Source organism: Sulfuricurvum sp. PD_MW2, assembly GCF_002633015.1.
Lineage (GTDB): Bacteria > Campylobacterota > Campylobacteria > Campylobacterales > Sulfurimonadaceae > Sulfuricurvum.
Genome location: NZ_NSIU01000001.1, coordinates 206,898 through 220,667, shown reverse-complemented (window position 1 = coordinate 220,667; position 13,770 = coordinate 206,898). Strand labels below are relative to the sequence as shown.

The following is a 13,770-nucleotide window of genomic DNA, read 5'->3' as shown; positions in this document are numbered from 1 at the left end:
ATGGCTCCTTTAGAATGTTAAAACTTTATCGCTTTGAATAACCCAATCAGCTAGGATCTGCATAGTAGATGAAATTGATTCGTCGAAATAAGGGGTATTTTTAAAAAGACCGCAGCGGGCATTGCACGTACTGCACGCCTGCACCGCGACACCATCATTATAGAGTTTTTTGACCATATCGACGAGATCGTACTCGTAACTTTCGGGCTTTTTCGTGATATCACGAGCCAAATCGACGGCGTCGTTCATCAAGAAAAGATTCACTTTTTCGCCGCTTTTATGGAGGGTTTTAAGCAGACGCAGAGCGTTCCACGTCACATCAGAACCGTCGTAAGGTTGATGATTCAAAATTATGGTTGTCATGATGATCTCCTTATTGCTCTTTAGAAAGTAATGTAACCCCTAAGCCGGTCTCGATAGGGTAACCTTCTTCCGCCCATCCTTTAAGACCTCCTTTGAGGTTTGTCGCATTAACAAATCCCAGTTTTTTGAGAGTTTGTGCGGCTAATGCTCCACGGCTCCCGCCACGGCAATAGGTGACAATCACAGTATTTTTGTCTTTGATTTTATTGAGAACTTCAAATTCGAGATTTCCGCGTGTGATCGCCATCGTATTGGGAGCGTAGATTTCCCCCTCAGCCCGCTGGTTTTCCTCGCGTACATCCATGACGATAACTTTCTTTTCAGCATCTAACATCTCTTTGAGCTGTTTCGGTACCATTTCGCCTGCTTGTGCTTTTGCCTCGGCAATCAGTTTTTCAGACTCAGCCTGCCCACCCATTAGTGATGAACCGATTATCAATCCTGCGATGATCGTAACGATATGTGATTTCATTGTAGATACTCCTTTGGATATACTTAGCATATTAGCTAATTAACTAAATAATTGTATCATAGAATAATCACATTTAATTGTCAAGGATTAATGAATCGGGATGTATGAATATCCTTCTTGTTGTTTATCGATCAGTCCGATGGTTGAATTCGGGGTGAGTTTGACGAAATCATAGATGTTGCTTTTATCGATTTTGAGGGTGCGCATTGTCGCTTCGCACATTAAAAACTCCACTTCATACGTCGATGACATCGCTGTAATCCGTTTACTTAACTGATCGTGCACGGTACTTAGCTTTTTATCATTTTTGTAGGGAGAATTTGTGAGATCTTTGACGAAAAACTTATACGCATCACCGTGAATGACGACCGTAGCATCGAGTTTTTCGAGTTTTCCTTCGTAATGAGTTTTATGAAATGCGATCCCCTGTAGCACTTTTTTCTCGAATGTTTCGATACTACCCGTTTTGAGATCGAAGACCACTTTTTTGATCCCCTCTTCGGCAAACAGAGCGGTTGTGAGAGCGAGAATGAGAAGCCATTTTTTCATGCGGTATCCTTTGTGATGAGTTATTTAGAATTGCATTGTAAAAAAAGAGTGTAAAAATAATATAAACGCCTAATTAGCTAATTTCCTAATAAATAACATCGTGTTATAATTTCACATCAACCGTGCAGCAGTACGGAGTAAGGTGTATGAATGCTTGATATGGAACAAAAGCTCAAAATTTTTAAAGCTCTCAGTAATGAGACCCGCTTTTTGATTTTTAAAAACGTTTTTACCGGCGGATATACTTGTTCATTGGATAAAAAACAGCCTGGTGTCGAAGTGAATCCGATCGCAACATGCGTCAGTACCGTGGCCGAACATTTCAATTTTTCCCTTCCGACGATTTCTGCCCATATCAAAGAGCTCAAAGAAGCGAAGATCATCACGGTCGAGAAAAAAGGGAATAAGGTCTATATCGAACCCAATATTGAGACGATTAGAGAGATGGCAGGGTGCTTTACCACATTAGTTAAAAATTTTGATGATCATAGGGAACTTTTTTTTGATGACAAGTTGGCATTAAAATAAGATTTTGTTAAGCACAAAGTGATAGTATTTTGATACTAAAATAAGGAATTATTATCATGAGAGCGTGGTTGATCGGGATATTGCTGGTAGTCGGATTGCATGCCGGAACGATTCAAAATGATGAAGCATTTAAATCGGCGGTGATGTCGATGGGGGGTGACAACAAGCTGATTTTGATGATCTATACGACCGAAGATTGTCCCGAATGTGCCTACATGAAACAAAAAGTGTTTCATGACAAAATGGTGGAACCGTATTTGAGTAAAAACTTTGTCGTGATCGAGAAGAATGTTCACAAAAGCAAACTACCTGATGGATACGATTTTTTCGGGATTCCGACGATGTTTTTTATCGACAAAGCAGGGAATAAAAAAGAGACGATGGTAGGGAGCAAACGGGCTCAACCGTTCTTAAAAGAGTTACACCGTATCCGAGGGATCAAATGAGAGCATTTTTCTTGGCAGCCGCTTTAGGGGTGACGTTGAGTGCTTACGATGCAGCGCATTTGAAAAAAGCATTGGAAGAGAAAGAGTGTATCGGATGTGACCTTCGGGGGGCGAATCTAAGCAAAATCGATTTTAGCGGGGCGGATTTTCATGGGAGTAATCTGAGTGGTGCCGATTTGCATGAGAGCATTTTCGAGATGGGTGATTTGAGTGATTGCAATCTCAGCGGTGCGAATGCTCGGGGCGCACTTTTTTGGAAAGGGACGATGCAGCGCTCCGATCTCACCTACATTCATGCCAAAAGTGCCAATTTCAAAGGGACCCATTTGGAACAGAGCAATCTCGCTCACGCCGATTTTCGCGGAACGAAAAGCTGGAAAGCCAATTTCACTGAAGCCAATCTCATGAAAACCGATTTTACCGGTGCAGAACTGGGGGATGCAAAATTTGTCCGAACCGATCTGCGCAGTGCTAACATGAAAAACGCGCTGTTATGGCGGACTCAGTTTTCCGCATCGGTGATGAGCAAAGCACAATGCGCTCAGGCAAAAAAAGAGGAATCGTTACTCGATAACGACGTGGTGTGTCGCTAAAAAAGCTATAATAGACGTATGAATATTTGGTCGTTTGATTTTGTCTGGGCATTTTTAGCGCTTCCTCCATTGCTCTATTGTTTGCATAAATGTAAAATTGCCTCTCATCCGCGTACATTCCCGCATCTTCATTTTTTTGGTACACCCCGAAAATGGGGAAATTTCGATTGGCTCCTCAAAGCATTGGCCGTGACATTGATGGTTGGAGCGTTAGCGACCCCGGTCATCATCGATTATGCCGATCCGCGTAACCGTAACGGGATTGATATTGTTCTTAGCCTTGATGGGAGCGGATCCATGAATGCATCGGGCTTTAGTACGGAAGACCCGCGAGCCAGCCGATTTGAGATTGTTCAGAAAATCGCCTCTGATTTTGTGATGAAACGGCTTCAGGATAATGTCGGAGTAGTGCTGTTTGGGGATTTCGCGTTTATCGCAACCCCTGTGACCTATGAAAAAGAGATCATCACAGAGATGATCGGTTATCTGAATCACGGAATGGCGGGGCAGAATACTGCTATCGGCGAGGGGATCGCGATGGGTGTGCGGGCACTGCGCGATTCAAAAGCCAAAAGCCGCATTATCATTCTCCTCACCGACGGAGAACACAACAGCGGTTCCATCTCCCCCAAAGAGGCAGTGGCGATGGCACACAAAGAGCACATCAAACTCTACACTATCGGGATCGGTGAAAAAGGGGAATTTGACAACGCACTATTGGAACAGTTGGCGAATGAGGGGAACGGAAAATATTTTACCGCGACCAATCAAAAAGAGCTCAAAGCGATCTATGATGAGATCGATACGCTGGAACGTGCATCGATCAAAAGTAAACAGCACACGTTTGAGGAACACTATTTTCAATGGCTCGGCGGAGGGGCTTTGCTCATTATGATGATGTTGACGTGGCGTAGGAGGATCGGCGGATGAGCTTTTTATCGCCTCTGTGGCTTTTAGGGTTGGCAGGAGAAGCACTCTATCTTTGGATGGTTCGCCGCAAAGGGTGGAACAAACAAGGGTGGCTGCTTCTCTCCATGGCGCTCTTGCTCGTTGCTCTTGCTCGTCCCGTCATCTCTCAAAAACCGATCAGCGTTGATGAATCGGGATCGGACGTTATTTTGGCGGTCGATTTGTCCTATTCGATGCGCGGGACTGACCTCTCTCCGAGTCGGTTGGAGGTTGCTAAAAAACTGCTGCATGAAGTGGTGCGTGCCGATCAAAAAGATCGTTTCGGCGTGATCGGATTTACCACCAATGCGATTGTCCTCTCACCCCTCACCAAAGATACTCAATTGCTCGAACACCTTTTCGCCTCTCTCGATGAATCACAGATCATTACCAAAGGGACAGATGTGATGAGTGCGCTTGAACTGGCGCGAAAAATGTCTCATGCAGAGCATCCCAACGTGATTCTTTTTACCGACGGTGGAGATGAGGTATCCTATGCCAAAGAGGCGGATTTCGTCCGTGAACATAATTTGGCGGTGAGTGTCGTGATGCTCGCATCCAAAGAGGGGAGCACTCTTCCGACATCGGAGGGCTCGCTCAAAGACGATGGGGGTCATATCGTTGTGAGTGCACGTAACGATGCGATCGAAGAGATCGTTTATGATGGGAAAATACTGCACAGCAGCAGTGATATCCTCTCCGTGCTTGAGGATGCAGGGCACAACGATTTTGCAGGAAAAACAACCGTGATGCGCTATCAGGAACTATTTTATATTCCGCTGGCATTCGCTATTTTTGCATTTGTCGCAGCGTTTACAACGATAGGGAATAAAGCGTATCGTCTGTTCATCCCTTTTTTGGCATTGATTGGTATTTCGGCACATGCGGGAGTGGGCGATTTTGTCTATGGGTATGCGGGGAAACACTATTATGCGTCTGGCGAATATACACGTTCAGCACAGATGTATCGCAACATTACGAACGAAAGCGGTCGCTACAACCAAGCTAACGCTCTCTACAAGGCGGGGAAATATTCGGAAGCACTGTCGCTATACCGCTTGATTCGTACGAATGAGCGATCGTTTAAAGCTAATATTTTTTACAATATGGGTAACTGCTATGTCCGTCTGAGTCAGTTTGCCGATGCCCGTGAAGCGTTTCTCAAATCACTCACTCTCCGTTATACCAAAGCTGCCGATCAAAATCTCCGAGCAATCGCTAAGGTGGAAGAACAGCAAACATTAAACGTTCGCAAAGAGAAAAAAGATACGTTTTCAGCCGATGAGAATAAACCTGCGGGAGAGAAAAAGAGTTCGAAAGAGGGGGGAAGTTCCAACATGAAAACCGATACAGCATCCGGAGGCGGCGGAGATGAGGGGAAAAAGACCCAAAGCGATCCTCGTTTTTCGATGTCACAGGGAAAAGCCAAACTGAGTTCCAAACAGTATGAACTGATCAATCAAAGGAGTGTGCATGAGACGAAGCCTTGGTAGGCTGATCGCAGTATTGATGTTGGGTGCAAATCTTTGGGGTTCGACCCATGCTTGGCGTCTTCTCGAAGCACCCAAAAGTCTTTATCTCGGCCAAAGCGGAATTATTCGATATGAATGTACATTTTCAGACAGCGCTGCAGAGTATACGATAGCCTTTAAACCTCAAAATACCTCTGAGTATGATGTCCGAATTCTGACGCAGCAAGACCGGATCTCCCAAGGCAAACGGGTACAGAGTTTCGATGTTCAGATAACCCCAAAACATCAGGGACTCATGGAAATCAATCTTGATGCCTTGATCCGTCATACCACGTTTGCGTCGATTGAAAATGCAACAATCGGTCGCGATAATGTCAAAAAATACGATTTCGAGGATCAAAAAGTATATTTGCCGAAGGCAAGCATCGAGGTTCAAGCCAACAATGCGGCATTGACGGGAAATATCACGATGGAAGCACAGATTGATCAAAATACGGTACACGCACATGAACCGGTTCACTTGAGTGTCATCATCAAAGGATCAGGCAATCTGGAGCAATTCGTTCCGTTTGAACTCAATATCAGCGGTGTGCGGGTATTTTCCGAGCCCCCAAAACAAATACTTTCTCCCTCATCCGATGGAGTAGAGGGGGAAATACGTCAAGAGTTTGCTTTGGTAGCGGACAAATCGTATCTCATCCCTCCGCTCACACTGAGTGTTTTCGATACGGTCCATAACCGTCCCGTCATTCTCAAAAGCGAGGCGATACGCATAGAGATCAAAGAGGGGTATGATCCCGCTTCATTATTGGATGCTCCCGATCTGAGCGATCGTGCAACCCTTAAACGTTATGCGTATAATCTGGGATGGGTCGTTCTTGGGATTCTTCTTGGAGAAACGGTGCGACGGCTATGGAGAAGTCGTCCGCGTCGAAAAAACAAAATGTTTTGGGAGAGTGCGAAGACCCCCAAAGAGTTGGTGCTAGTTTTAGCCCTTTCGGGTGATAAAGAGTATGAACCGATTATTGCCGAACTTGAAGCGGGAAGTATCGTATTAGGTGAAGCTAAAAAGAAACTTGCTAGACTCTCAACAGATAAAAAGGTAACACTATGATAGATATAATTAATCAAATACGTGCTGAAGTGTCCAAGGTGGTTGTCGGTCAAGAGAAAATGATCGACGGATTGTTGATCGGATTATTATGTGACGGACATATTCTGATCGAGGGGATACCGGGGTTAGCGAAAACGACAACCGTCAAAGCCCTCTCCCAAGCACTGGGACTCGGGTTTAAGCGGGTTCAGTTCACTCCCGATCTGCTTCCGAGTGATATTTTGGGGGCAGAGGTTTACGATCCGCAAAACAATGGGTTCAAGATCAAAAAAGGGCCGATTTTTACGAATCTCCTCCTCGCCGATGAGATCAACCGTGCTCCTGCAAAAGTGCAATCCGCACTGCTTGAAGTGATGGCGGAGCGACAGGTAACATTAGGGGATGAGAGTTTTAAACTCTCTCCTCCGTTTCTCGTTATGGCGACCCAAAACCCGATTGAAAACGAGGGGGTCTATCCACTGCCTGAAGCGCAGCTGGATCGTTTTATGCTCAAAATCAACGTCGGGTACAACACTCCTGAAGAGGAACTCTCGATTGCACGGCGTGTCGGATCGGGTCTAAGTGAAGCGATTAACGCTGTGATCGATGCAGAAGCGTTGAATGCTCTCAAAGAGAGGGTCAAGGCGATTCACATCGATGAGGAGGTTGAGCGTTACATGATCAATCTCGTCACGGCAACGCGTGAACCGGAAATGTTCGGTCTTGGTTCCATCAAAGCGTATATCGAATTCGGAGCCTCTCCGCGTGTGAGTATCGATATGTTTAAAGCCGCTCGGGCTGTGGCATTTTTGCGTGGGCGTGAGTTTGTGACCCCAAGTGATATTGCCTCTATTGTCAAAGAGTTGATGCGTCACCGTATCGTTTTGTCGTATGAAGCGGAAGCCGAAGAGATCAAAATCGATGCTTTGATCGAGCAGATCGTTAAAGCCGTTCCGATACCGTAACGATGAAAAACAGCCGCCACATTCTACTCAAAGCTCGTCGCCAGATCATCGGCGATCGGATTGGAAACAACCCTTCGATGTTTCGCGGGGAGGGGTTCGATTTTATCGAACTGCGTGAGTACATCAGCGGGGATGATACACGCCATATCGACTGGAACGTGACGGCAAAAACGGGGCGACCGTTTGTCAAAGTGTTTCGCGAAGAGCGGGAACTGAATGTCTTGAGTGTAGGATTGTTAGGGGGAGGGCTTCATTTTGGTTCCGAGAAGTTTAAAATCCAGAGTGTTGCCGAAGCGGTCGCTCTCATCGGATACTCTGCGGTTGCCAATGGAGATATGTATGGACATTGCAACTATTCGGAAACCCTGCGTGATGAGATCCGTCCGAGTAAAAAGCGCTTTTCGGTCCAGCAAAGTGTGGAGAGTGTGTTAAACGCAGAGATACTTCACCGCCGTATCGATCTCAACCATACGGTAAAAGAGCTGTATCGTCGTATCAAACGGCGTTCTCTCATCGTTTTGATCGGCGATTTTTTTGAGATTCCAGATCTACGGGTTTTGGCACGCAAGCATGAAGTGGTTGCCATCGTCGTTCGTGACCGTGCCGAAGAGACTCCCAGCCCTATGGGATTTACCGCGCTAATCGATCCGGAGAGCGGGGCAGTATTGGAGGGAGATTTTGGAGAGCGGAGCATCAAGCGTTATCGCGAACGGGTGAGGGCACATGATAGTGCGCTTTTTGAGATGTTTCGCACTTCCGGAGTACGGGCGACAAAACTCTATACCGATGCCAATGCGATCGTCACCTTGCGTCGGTTGTTTGAGGGGAGAGTATGAAAAGCCCGAATATACCGCTCAACGATATTGCTCCGTTGGTCGAGATACACGATTATTCGCTATATTACTTTAGTGCACTCGTATTGATCATCACGGCACTGGCTGCGGCAAGTATATTTGCCATCATCAAACAGGTGCGAAAACGTAAAATATCGATCCGCAAAGAGAAGTTAAATGCACTTCGTGCCGTAGCATTTTCGGACCCAAAACATGCTGCGTATACTATCAGCGAGATAGGACGAGTTTTCGCTTCGGACAACGAACGTACATACAAAGCGTATCAGAATCTTTTTGATCGACTGGAACCGTATAAATATGCCCCTCGAGTAGAGATGATTGATGAGGAGACGATAGGATATTATCGTCTTTATTTAGAGATGATCGATGCTTGAGGGGATTTATTTCCAGTTTCCTAAACTCAGCTTTATCCTTTTTTTCTTTTTGGCGTGCGAAGCCCTTTGTCCGCTTCGGCTCAATCCGATCTATTTCCCGCGTACCGCTTTTTTTGGAACAGATGAGACGAAGCCGTCGCTTTGGATTTGGATCGCCAAATGGGCGATGCTCTCTTTTTTTGTAGTCGCGTTGATGTCGCCGGTACGGGAAATCAAAGAAGAAAAATCGGGATATGATATTCTCCTGGTCATCGATCCCTCGACAATCACTACTACCATCATCGATGAAATAGAGTCGTTTATCCGCAGACGTCCTGCGGATCGTTTTGCTATCTATGTTCCTACACCCTCACCGGTTATGATACCGATGAGCGCTGATCATGATGCGCTGGAAAAAATACTTTCACACCTTTCTCAAGGAGAATCGGGAGAGAAAGTGACACGGGAGATAGAGCGTTTTTTTGCTACGACCTCTGAGGGGAGAGGATTAGCGATGATCCTCTCTAGCAATCCGACAGAGTTTGTCCGCTCTCTCCCCGTTGGGGTAGAAGTCAGTGTCATCGAGCCCAACCGATACTGGATGGAGATGAGTGATCGTTCTCATCCCCCTTATGTGCAGATGGCTGAGCGGAAATATTATGAGTATTTTTATATTTATCCTCTCTTTTTAGGATTCTTATCGATGCTCATCTATCTCTACGGCCGTAACCAAAAGGGTCTGGCATGAGTTTTCTCCATAGCGAATTTTTCATTTGGTTGTTGCCTCCAACCTTGGCGCTCTTTTATTTTTGGCTCACTCAAAAACCGCTTCAGCATCGATGGCTGAGTGAAGCAGTCGTTGAAAAACTTCGTGCTCCCAAGACGACGATGGGACTCAAAGCGCGCAATGGTTTATTTTTTATTGCCGCAATATTGTTGATTAGTGCCATGGCTCAACCGGTAATTTTGAACTCAACACCCATAAAAGGAAAAAAACTCCATATTGTGCTTGTTGTAGATCGTGGAGCAGTAGATGCTGAAAAAAGCCGTTCATTAGCACTATCGACACTTTATACTCTTGTAGGGGAAGAGATTGAACTCGCGGCATTTGATAACCGGCTTTATCGCATCGCTCCACGCAGCAATGATGGAATGATTTTGGGGGAGTTGATTCGCCATCTTTCGGTCTCTACCAAACCCTCTAACCTCACAGTGATAGAAGAACCATTGCGTCAAAGCAGTGCTGATATGATCGTCATTATAACTTCCAAAACGGTAGAGAATCAGGGATATTTTGCTGTTGCATCGCCTGCAGATATTGCTAAAGTGCATCAACGATTGCTAGTCTTGAGAGAGAAAACGGTGCTGCAAGAACATATACCCCTCTTTTTTTATCCGCTGGGTACGGCGATGGTATTGATCCTGATTGCGTTATCATCGATGTCGAAACGGCGCAGTGTCAGTGTTGTTACGGTGATGTTCCTCTTGGGATCTTTACCCCATAAAAGTGAAGCGGGACTGTTTGATTTTCAGCTGTTACGTGAAGCGAAAGAGGCGTATGAGAGCGGTGAATATGAAAAAAGTGAACGTTTATACGCTCGGTATCAACTGGAACACGATTCACCGCAGGTTCGCTACAATCGGGCGAATGCACTCTATATGAGCGGTCATTTTGAGCGTTCACGCTACTGGTATGAGAGAGTTTATACGAGTGATCCGCTCTTATCGGAGCGGGTGCGTCATAATTTAGAACAGAGCAAGATGCAGATCGAAAAGCGAGACACGAAGAAAAAACATCACGAATCACATGCTGCCAAAGAGGCTAGTGTAGCGTACGACATACCTTCTCTACTGTCATCCAAGAGAACAGCACCGACTACACGGCTCTTCGAATGGTGATTATTTGAAGATATCGTAGAGCTTGTTTGCCCCTTTCATTTCACGGCGCAATTCGGCATAGTCTTCGCTTTTCAAAGCACTTTTAAGCGACTGCAGTTCAATTTCAAACAGTTCAACCGCTTCGAGAACATTTTCACGGTTTTGGCGGAAAATATCCTCCCACATTGCCGGAGAGCTTTTTGCCAGACGGCTCATGGAACGAAATCCCCCTGCTGCGAGGGTTAGGATGTTCTCTTTTTCTTCTTGGGCAAGTACGGTATTGGCAAGCGCGTAGGAGATGACGTGGGGCATGTGGCTGATAAAAGCGGCATGACGGTCATGTTGTTCTGCTCCCATCCGTCGGATTTGCATCCCGATTGCCTGGAAAATGCGAAGGGCAATATCCCGCTGCGTATCACCACTATGTTCCAAATCACACAATACGACTACTTTTTCGGCATAAAGTCCTTCCAGTGCCGCACTCGGACCGAACTGCTCTGTCCCTGTCATCGGGTGGGCGGCAACGACGTTGGAACGGATCACGGCAGGGATCGCATTGACAATCAGTGCTTTGGTACTTCCTAAATCGATGAGGGTTTTATCACTTCCGGCTAAATCGGTTGATTGTTGTAAAAAAGCGATGACGCCATCAACGGGGATCGCCAAAAAGATAACGTCGCATTGGGCTTTGAGTTCTTCAAAACTTACAAACGATTCGACTAATCCACGTTGCAATGCAACTTCTTGGTGGGCCGGATTATGATCACAACCGGTAATCGAGGAGACAAACGAGAGGTGCTTCAAGGCCAATGCCATAGATCCTCCCATTAAACCTAACCCTACGATACCGATTTTCATAACTCCCCTTTGTGTATAATGGTGCTATTTTAGCCCTTTTAAGTTTAATTTACGCTCCTATTAATCGAGAGAGTGATAGAATAGGAGACTATTTTAATGCAATGGAAGTTTTGGCTTGAAAACAATACCCCTCTCTTTGATCGTTGCGAGTGTTTTAGTACACGCATCGACACAAAACGTACAATCGATTCAATACGAAGGCATGGTTCATATCTCTGAAACGGTTGCGAAACGGCTGAATGAAGTGAAAATCGGCGAACCTTTAGACCCTGTTGCGGTAGACAAAACCGTTAAAAATTTTTTCGATCAGGGGTATTTTCAAGACGTTTGGGCAGATGAGAATGAGGGAAAAGTAACATTCCATTTCAAAGAGAAACCGGTTATTTCGAAAATCGAGCTCAAAGGGTATAAAGAGAACGACGAAGAGGCCAAAAAAACACTGTTGCAAATCGAAAAAGGGTCTCTTTTTGATGAAAAAAGACTCGAAAATGCCAAAAAACGGATTGTCGATGCGTTGAGTCAGGACGGCAAAATCGATTCGGTTGTTGAGGTCAACAGCGAGAAACTTGATAACGGAAGCATGCAGGTAACTTTTGTTGTCAATGAGGGAGAAGAGATTATTATCAAAAAACTCACCTATGCGGGAGTTTTGACGCAAGATCCGGATGATTTTGACAGTATGATCGCCAACAAAGAACATCAATTCATGGGATGGATGTGGGGACGAAACGATGGCAAAATGAAGGTTGCCGAGTTGCAATACGATCCGCTCCGTATCCGTGATTTTTATATGCAGCGCGGATTTTTGGACGCTAAGATCGATGAACCGTTTGTAAGGGTTGATTTTGATCATTATGAAGCGCAAATGAGTTATAACATTTTTGAAGGAGACGTATACCGCGTTAGCGATATTTTGGTCTTTCAAGATACAAAAGTGATCGAAGACCAAGCGCTATTGGACGTTATTGCGTTGGAGAAAAACAAACCGTTCAATATAAAAACATTCCGCGAAGATGCGGATCGAATCAAAACCAAAATCGCCGATTTGGGGTACGCCTACGTACAGGTACAGCCCGATCTTAAAAAAGACAAAGATGGAAAAAGCGTTGATGTTGTCTATCGCATCAATCCGGGTAAAAAAGTTCATATCCGAAACGTAATCGTCTCAGGAAACAGCCGTACTTTGGACCGTGTTGTCCGACGTGAGTTGTTCCTGGCTCCAGGAGATTTGTACAGTTTGAGCAATCTCAAAGACTCACGTAACGCTTTGGGACGAACCGGATATTTTGAGAGTAACACAATTGAAGAGAAACGGATTGATGATGAGACGATGGATCTGATCGTACAGGCGAAAGAAGCACCGACGGGAAATATCCAGCTTGGTGGTGGATACGGAAGCTTCGGTGGTATTTTGCTCAGTGTTGCGATCAGTGATAGAAATATTTTCGGTTCGGGAATCAATGTTGGGTTGCAGCTTGAAAAATCTCAACGTACCCGAAACTATTCTTTTAATATTTCCAATCCTCGCCTCAATGACAGTGATTTCAGCGGGAACTTTTCGGCATTTAACAGCTCGACAAAATATACGAGTTATACCACGTCTTCCAAAGGATTAAGTGTCGGAACAGGTCATCGTTTCAACCGATACGTCAGCGGATATGTAGGGTACAATTATTCCCAAAACACCTATACCGACATTGATTTGAATACGACGGTTCGGGACCCGCGCTATTTCGAAAGTTATGCAAAAAGTTCGGTGGTAGTATCTGCGACGTATGATAATACGGACGATTACTATGTGCCGCGTGAAGGGATCACCGCTTCTCAAAGCATTGAAATGGCAGGAGTCGGCGGAGATGCCGATTTTTGGAAAAGCCGTACGACATTCGGTGCCTATCAGGGTCTTCAAAAATGGACCGATTTTGATTTGATTCTCCGTTATAAAGCGCGATTTAACTATGCTCATGAAAGTGGCCTTCTCCCATTAGGTGAAAAATTCTATATGGGTGGGATCGGTTCGGTTCGCGGATATCAATCGTATTCCCTTTCCCCGACAGATGGAACGTTTGATACTTCCGGCAAACCATTTAAAACCGGTGGTACGGAAACTTTTTCAAATAGTATCGAGTTTAGTGCCCCATTGGTTCCGGAAGCAAAAATGCGTGCGACGATGTTCGTGGATTACGGTATGATTGGAGAAAGCAGCCTGAATGAGATTAAACGAGGCGGTTATGGGGTTGCATTAGAATGGTTCAGCCCAGTCGGTCCCCTGCAGCTTGTCTTTGCAAACCCTATCGGAAGCAAACCTGGAGATGATGTTGCCCACTTTGAATTTACGATTGGTCAGAGATTCTAGGTTACCAACTACTCACCCCTTGGGGTGAACGGAATCTAAGAA

The 13,770-nt window shown here is 45.4% G+C and carries 16 protein-coding genes; 12 read left to right on the top strand and 4 right to left on the bottom strand.

The window, feature by feature from the left end; genetic code table 11:
* Positions 1 to 9: 9 nt before the first annotated feature.
* The 3 genes from CJD30_RS01140 to CJD30_RS01130 form a co-directional block, all read right to left on the bottom strand.
* Entirely contained in the window at positions 10 to 363 is a 354-nt protein-coding gene (locus CJD30_RS01140) for a DsrE/DsrF/TusD sulfur relay family protein (RefSeq protein ID WP_294915476.1), read from the bottom strand.
* Between the two features lie 10 nt (positions 364 to 373).
* Positions 374 to 835, bottom strand: coding sequence for a rhodanese-like domain-containing protein (locus CJD30_RS01135; protein WP_294915473.1), 462 nt, complete (start codon positions 833 to 835; stop codon positions 374 to 376).
* An 87-nt stretch (positions 836 to 922) separates the two neighbouring features.
* The gene (locus tag CJD30_RS01130) at positions 923 to 1,384 is read right to left on the bottom strand and encodes a DsrE family protein (protein ID WP_294915471.1); all 462 of its coding nucleotides are present in this window, start codon (positions 1,382 to 1,384) and stop codon (positions 923 to 925) included.
* A gap of 150 nt (positions 1,385 to 1,534) precedes the next feature.
* Here CJD30_RS01130 and CJD30_RS01125 point away from each other — a divergent pair, with 150 nt between their 5' ends.
* The 11 genes from CJD30_RS01125 to CJD30_RS01075 are packed head-to-tail and all read left to right on the top strand — an operon-like array spanning position 1,535 to position 10,535.
* Positions 1,535 to 1,912 (top strand): metalloregulator ArsR/SmtB family transcription factor, encoded by a 378-nt coding sequence (locus tag CJD30_RS01125; RefSeq protein WP_294915469.1) that lies wholly within the window; start codon positions 1,535 to 1,537, stop codon positions 1,910 to 1,912.
* A gap of 56 nt (positions 1,913 to 1,968) precedes the next feature.
* On the top strand, positions 1,969 to 2,358 hold the full coding sequence (locus CJD30_RS01120) for a thioredoxin family protein (protein ID WP_294915467.1): 390 nt from the start codon (positions 1,969 to 1,971) through the stop codon (positions 2,356 to 2,358).
* A complete protein-coding gene (locus CJD30_RS01115) occupies positions 2,355 to 2,951 on the top strand; it encodes a pentapeptide repeat-containing protein (RefSeq protein WP_294915465.1) in 597 nt (198 codons plus the stop codon). Before CJD30_RS01120 ends, CJD30_RS01115 begins: the two co-directional genes overlap by 4 nt.
* 18 nt (positions 2,952 to 2,969) lie before the next feature.
* Entirely contained in the window at positions 2,970 to 3,881 is a 912-nt protein-coding gene (locus CJD30_RS01110) for a VWA domain-containing protein (RefSeq protein WP_294915463.1), read from the top strand.
* A complete protein-coding gene (locus CJD30_RS01105) occupies positions 3,878 to 5,392 on the top strand; it encodes a VWA domain-containing protein (RefSeq protein WP_294915461.1) in 1,515 nt (504 codons plus the stop codon). The genes CJD30_RS01110 and CJD30_RS01105 overlap by 4 nt, the downstream gene beginning before the upstream one ends.
* The gene (locus CJD30_RS01100) at positions 5,373 to 6,485 is read left to right on the top strand and encodes a hypothetical protein (RefSeq protein ID WP_294915460.1); all 1,113 of its coding nucleotides are present in this window, start codon (positions 5,373 to 5,375) and stop codon (positions 6,483 to 6,485) included. The genes CJD30_RS01105 and CJD30_RS01100 overlap by 20 nt, the downstream gene beginning before the upstream one ends.
* On the top strand, positions 6,482 to 7,429 hold the full coding sequence (locus CJD30_RS01095; protein ID WP_294915458.1) for a MoxR family ATPase: 948 nt from the start codon (positions 6,482 to 6,484) through the stop codon (positions 7,427 to 7,429). Before CJD30_RS01100 ends, CJD30_RS01095 begins: the two co-directional genes overlap by 4 nt.
* 2 nt (positions 7,430 to 7,431) lie before the next feature.
* Positions 7,432 to 8,265 carry a DUF58 domain-containing protein gene (locus CJD30_RS01090; protein ID WP_294915456.1) on the top strand — a complete coding sequence of 278 codons (834 nt, stop codon included), beginning with the start codon at positions 7,432 to 7,434 and terminating at the stop codon, positions 8,263 to 8,265.
* Positions 8,262 to 8,657, top strand: a complete 396-nt coding sequence (locus tag CJD30_RS01085) for a hypothetical protein (protein WP_294915454.1) — start codon at positions 8,262 to 8,264, stop codon at positions 8,655 to 8,657. Before CJD30_RS01090 ends, CJD30_RS01085 begins: the two co-directional genes overlap by 4 nt.
* The gene (locus CJD30_RS01080) at positions 8,650 to 9,384 is read left to right on the top strand and encodes a hypothetical protein (RefSeq protein WP_294915452.1); all 735 of its coding nucleotides are present in this window, start codon (positions 8,650 to 8,652) and stop codon (positions 9,382 to 9,384) included. The genes CJD30_RS01085 and CJD30_RS01080 overlap by 8 nt, the downstream gene beginning before the upstream one ends.
* Complete coding sequence (locus CJD30_RS01075) at positions 9,381 to 10,535, top strand: tetratricopeptide repeat protein (RefSeq protein ID WP_294915450.1); 1,155 nt, start codon at positions 9,381 to 9,383, stop codon at positions 10,533 to 10,535. The genes CJD30_RS01080 and CJD30_RS01075 overlap by 4 nt, the downstream gene beginning before the upstream one ends.
* On the opposite strand, the gene CJD30_RS01070 is transcribed toward CJD30_RS01075, so the two are convergent.
* Positions 10,536 to 11,372 carry a prephenate dehydrogenase gene (locus CJD30_RS01070; RefSeq protein ID WP_294915448.1) on the bottom strand — a complete coding sequence of 279 codons (837 nt, stop codon included), beginning with the start codon at positions 11,370 to 11,372 and terminating at the stop codon, positions 10,536 to 10,538. It lies immediately after the preceding gene.
* A 115-nt stretch (positions 11,373 to 11,487) separates the two neighbouring features.
* On the opposite strand from CJD30_RS01070, the gene bamA reads away from it, so the two are divergent.
* Positions 11,488 to 13,728, top strand: coding sequence for an outer membrane protein assembly factor BamA (gene bamA, locus CJD30_RS01065; RefSeq protein ID WP_294915446.1), 2,241 nt, complete (start codon positions 11,488 to 11,490; stop codon positions 13,726 to 13,728).
* Positions 13,729 to 13,770: the final 42 nt, after the last annotated feature.

Coding starts and splice junctions, on each gene's coding strand:
- CJD30_RS01090 (WP_294915456.1), top strand. CDS start 7,432: ATGAAAAACAGCCGCCACATTCTACTCAAAGCTCGTCGCCAGATCATC.
- CJD30_RS01100 (WP_294915460.1), top strand. CDS start 5,373: ATGAGACGAAGCCTTGGTAGGCTGATCGCAGTATTGATGTTGGGTGCA.
- CJD30_RS01125 (WP_294915469.1), top strand. CDS start 1,535: ATGCTTGATATGGAACAAAAGCTCAAAATTTTTAAAGCTCTCAGTAAT.
- CJD30_RS01120 (WP_294915467.1), top strand. CDS start 1,969: ATGAGAGCGTGGTTGATCGGGATATTGCTGGTAGTCGGATTGCATGCC.
- CJD30_RS01085 (WP_294915454.1), top strand. CDS start 8,262: ATGAAAAGCCCGAATATACCGCTCAACGATATTGCTCCGTTGGTCGAG.
- CJD30_RS01135 (WP_294915473.1), bottom strand. CDS start 835: ATGAAATCACATATCGTTACGATCATCGCAGGATTGATAATCGGTTCA.
- CJD30_RS01105 (WP_294915461.1), top strand. CDS start 3,878: ATGAGCTTTTTATCGCCTCTGTGGCTTTTAGGGTTGGCAGGAGAAGCA.
- CJD30_RS01130 (WP_294915471.1), bottom strand. CDS start 1,384: ATGAAAAAATGGCTTCTCATTCTCGCTCTCACAACCGCTCTGTTTGCC.
- CJD30_RS01070 (WP_294915448.1), bottom strand. CDS start 11,372: ATGAAAATCGGTATCGTAGGGTTAGGTTTAATGGGAGGATCTATGGCA.
- CJD30_RS01095 (WP_294915458.1), top strand. CDS start 6,482: ATGATAGATATAATTAATCAAATACGTGCTGAAGTGTCCAAGGTGGTT.
- CJD30_RS01140 (WP_294915476.1), bottom strand. CDS start 363: ATGACAACCATAATTTTGAATCATCAACCTTACGACGGTTCTGATGTG.
- CJD30_RS01115 (WP_294915465.1), top strand. CDS start 2,355: ATGAGAGCATTTTTCTTGGCAGCCGCTTTAGGGGTGACGTTGAGTGCT.
- CJD30_RS01110 (WP_294915463.1), top strand. CDS start 2,970: ATGAATATTTGGTCGTTTGATTTTGTCTGGGCATTTTTAGCGCTTCCT.
- CJD30_RS01075 (WP_294915450.1), top strand. CDS start 9,381: ATGAGTTTTCTCCATAGCGAATTTTTCATTTGGTTGTTGCCTCCAACC.
- CJD30_RS01080 (WP_294915452.1), top strand. CDS start 8,650: ATGCTTGAGGGGATTTATTTCCAGTTTCCTAAACTCAGCTTTATCCTT.